This window comes from Rhabdaerophilum sp., assembly GCF_046092605.1.
In the GTDB taxonomy this organism is placed as follows: Bacteria; Pseudomonadota; Alphaproteobacteria; order Rhizobiales; family Beijerinckiaceae; genus Rhabdaerophilum.
This window is the reverse complement of record NZ_JBJTDY010000164.1, coordinates 1-3,008: the sequence shown is the minus strand read 5'-3', so window position 1 is coordinate 3,008 and position 3,008 is coordinate 1. Positions and strand designations below refer to the sequence as shown.

The 3,008-nt window shown below is 65.3% G+C and carries 2 protein-coding genes and 1 pseudogene; all 3 read left to right on the top strand.

Annotation, left to right across the window (positions count from 1 at the left end; translation table 11 throughout):
* On the top strand, positions 1–1,503 hold a 1,503-nt coding region (locus ACKODO_RS12715), incomplete at its 5' end, for a multicopper oxidase family protein (RefSeq protein WP_408983805.1).
* Positions 1,504–1,690: 187 nt separating this feature from the next.
* Entirely contained in the window at positions 1,691–2,029 is a 339-nt protein-coding gene (locus ACKODO_RS12710) for a P-II family nitrogen regulator (protein WP_408983804.1), read from the top strand.
* 134 nt (positions 2,030–2,163) lie between these two features.
* Positions 2,164–2,928, top strand: a pseudogene (locus tag ACKODO_RS12705) (glutamine synthetase beta-grasp domain-containing protein); the annotation flags it as partial.
* Positions 2,929–3,008: the final 80 nt, after the last annotated feature.

Below are 3,008 nucleotides of genomic sequence, written 5' to 3'. Positions count from 1 at the left end.
ATGCCGAAGCGCCCGTCGACCCCCTCCTCCCCCTTGAAGCCGGATCGCCGGCAGCTTCTCGCCGGGCTGGCGCTGGGTGCGAGCCTTGGCCCGGCAATAGCCCAGCCGGCACCCGCGCCACGCCCCGCCGCAGAGCCACGCGCCGCGGCCAGAACACCGCCTGCGCCGATCCAGAACGCGCACCTGAGCGCCGCGAGCCTCGGCGCCCGGCTGATGGGCGCGGAATCGCCCGAAAGCACCCTGTTCCTCTTCAGGCCCGACCCCGCCCCGTCCCCGCAGGCGTCACCGCCGGATATCCCTGCCCTGCGCTTCCAGCCCTCGGGCGATGCCCGGATCGGGTTGCGTAACGATCTCGCCCAGCCTGTCGCGCTGGCGCTGCGCGGCCTGCGCCGCACCGTGACCGGCGATGCGACCAGCGGCATCGGCGCCGGGCAGGCCGGAAGCCTCGCCTTTCCCACGAGCCAACCCGGCAGCTTCCTGTTGAAGGCGGTTCCACCAGCCCCCTCGCGCGAGGCGCGAGCCCGCGGGCTTCACGCGGTCGTGATTGTGGAAGAGCCACGCCCGCCGGATGTCGACCATGACATTCCGGTTCTCGTCGGCGACTGGCGGCTGACCGAAAAAGGCGAACTCGCCGGTGATTTCGCAGACCTTCGTGATGCCGCCCGCCTTGGCAGGCTCGGCAACCGCCTCAGCGTCAATGGCCGCGAAGCACCGCTTGAGCTCACCGCGCGGCCCGGTGCCCGCCTGCGCCTCCGACTCGCCAATGTCGCGCCCGCCCGCACGATTCCACTTCACGCGCAGAGGCTGGTCGCGCGCGTCATCGCCATCGATTCGACGCCCTGCGCGCCCTTCGATCCGCTCCAGCGCATGGTCACCCTCGCGCCGGGCAATCGCTGCGAGATGATCGTCGATGTCCCGCGCGAGGCGGGGATCGACGCTCGCCTGGAGGCCAGGTTCGCCACCCCCGCACCCCTCTTCATCATCCGCACGGAGGGTGAGACCGTCTCCGCGCGCGGCCCGGTGACGGCGCTGCCCGATCCCGGCCTGCCCGCCGCCATCAGGCTGCAGAACGCCGCGCGTGCCGATCTCGCCATCACCGGCGGCTGGCCCCGCGAGGCCAGCCCCGATCCGGAGGCGATGCGCAAGGCTTTCCCGGACCCCTTGCGCATCTTCCAACTCAATGGCGGCGCGATCGGCGATGTCCCGGGCGCCCCGCCCGGTAAACCGCTGCTGCGGGTGAAGCGCGGCCGCGAAGTGGTGCTCGCGCTGAAAAACCAGACGGCCTGGCCCCAGGTGCTGGGGCTCGACGGGCATTGCTTCCGCCTTCTCCACCCCTTTGACGATGGCTGGGAGCCGTATTTTCTCGATACGGTCTATCTTGGTCCGGGTCAGGTCCAGCGCATCGCCCTCATCGCCGATCTCGTCGGCCGCCATGCGTTGCGCTCGACGATCGCCGACCATGCCGAAACCGGCGTGGCGACCCATCTGGAGATCACGAGTTGAGCGCAAGCACCCTGTCTACAATGTGCGCAGTATGCCTGCTTATTAAGCAAAATGCTATCCACGAAAGCGCATCGTGAGAAAATGGCTCAACGGCCCCTTTTCTCGCGCTTTCCGCCTATTGACGGACTCTGGCCTTTCGGGAAGGAAGGCGGACGACCCAACGTGATGACCCTCGTGAGGACGCGCCATGAAGAAGCTGGAAGCGATCATCAAGCCCTTCAAGCTCGATGAGGTGAAGGAAGCCCTGCAGGGCATCGGCGTCCAGGGCATAACCGTCATTGAAGCCAAGGGCTTCGGCCGCCAGCGCGGCCACACGGAACTCTATCGCGGCGCCGAATATGTCGTCGATTTCCTGCCCAAGGTGAAAATCGAGGTGGTGCTCTCCGATGGGCTCGTGAATGAGGCCATCGAGGCCATCAAGACCGCGGCCCAGACGGGCCGGATCGGCGATGGCAAGATTTTTGTTTCTTCCGTCGAGCAAGCGGTCCGCATCCGGACCGGCGAGACCGGGAACGACGCCATCTGACGGTTCCGTTCCCCATCATCCGGCCAGGCGGCCTCCGCCCGGCAGGATGGACCTCGCCGTCCGCGCTCGCGAAACCGGCCCGACCAGAAAACCAACCCGAAGCTAACGTGAACGACAGAGGACGCGATACGGCCATGAAGAGCGCCAAGGACGTTTTGAAATTCATCAAGGAAAACGACGTGAAATATGTCGACTTCCGCTTCACCGACCCGCGCGGCAAGTGGCAACACGTGACTTTCGACATCTCGATCGTCGATGAAGAGACGCTCGATGAAGGCATCATGTTCGACGGCTCGTCGATCGCCGGCTGGAAGGCCATCAACGAGTCGGACATGCTGCTGAAACCGGATTTCGGTTCGGCGACCCTCGACCCGTTCTTCGCGGCCTCGACGCTGTCGATCAACTGCGATGTGCTCGAGCCGGCCACCGGCGAGATGTATAACCGCTGCCCGCGCGGCATTGCCAAGCGCGCCGAGATGTTCATGGCCCAGTCGGGCGTGGGCGACACGGCCTTCTTCGGCCCGGAAGCGGAGTTCTTCATCTTCGACGATGTGAAGTTCGCGGCCGACCCCTACAATACCGGCTTCAAGCTTGACCATTCGGAACTGCCGATCAACGGCATGACCGATTATGAGGGCGGCAATCTCGGCCACCGCATTGCCACCAAGGGCGGCTACTTCCCGGTTCCGCCGCAGGATTCGGCGCAGGACATGCGCGGCGAAATGCTCGCGGCCATGGCGCAGATGGGCGTCTCGGTCGAAAAGCACCATCACGAAGTGGCTTCGGCCCAGCATGAGCTCGGCACGAAGTTCAACACGCTCGTTACCACCGCCGACCATATGCAGATCTACAAGTATTGCATCCACAACGTTGGCGCCTTGAAGTATGATTGCGCCACGGTGTGGATGCAAATCGTGTAGATCTTCGTATGGTCTGGGGGGGGAACGAGCGGGGTGAAATTAGGGCCGAGCTCATGCTG

Coding starts and splice junctions, on each gene's coding strand:
- ACKODO_RS12710 (WP_408983804.1), top strand. CDS start 1,691: ATGAAGAAGCTGGAAGCGATCATCAAGCCCTTCAAGCTCGATGAGGTG.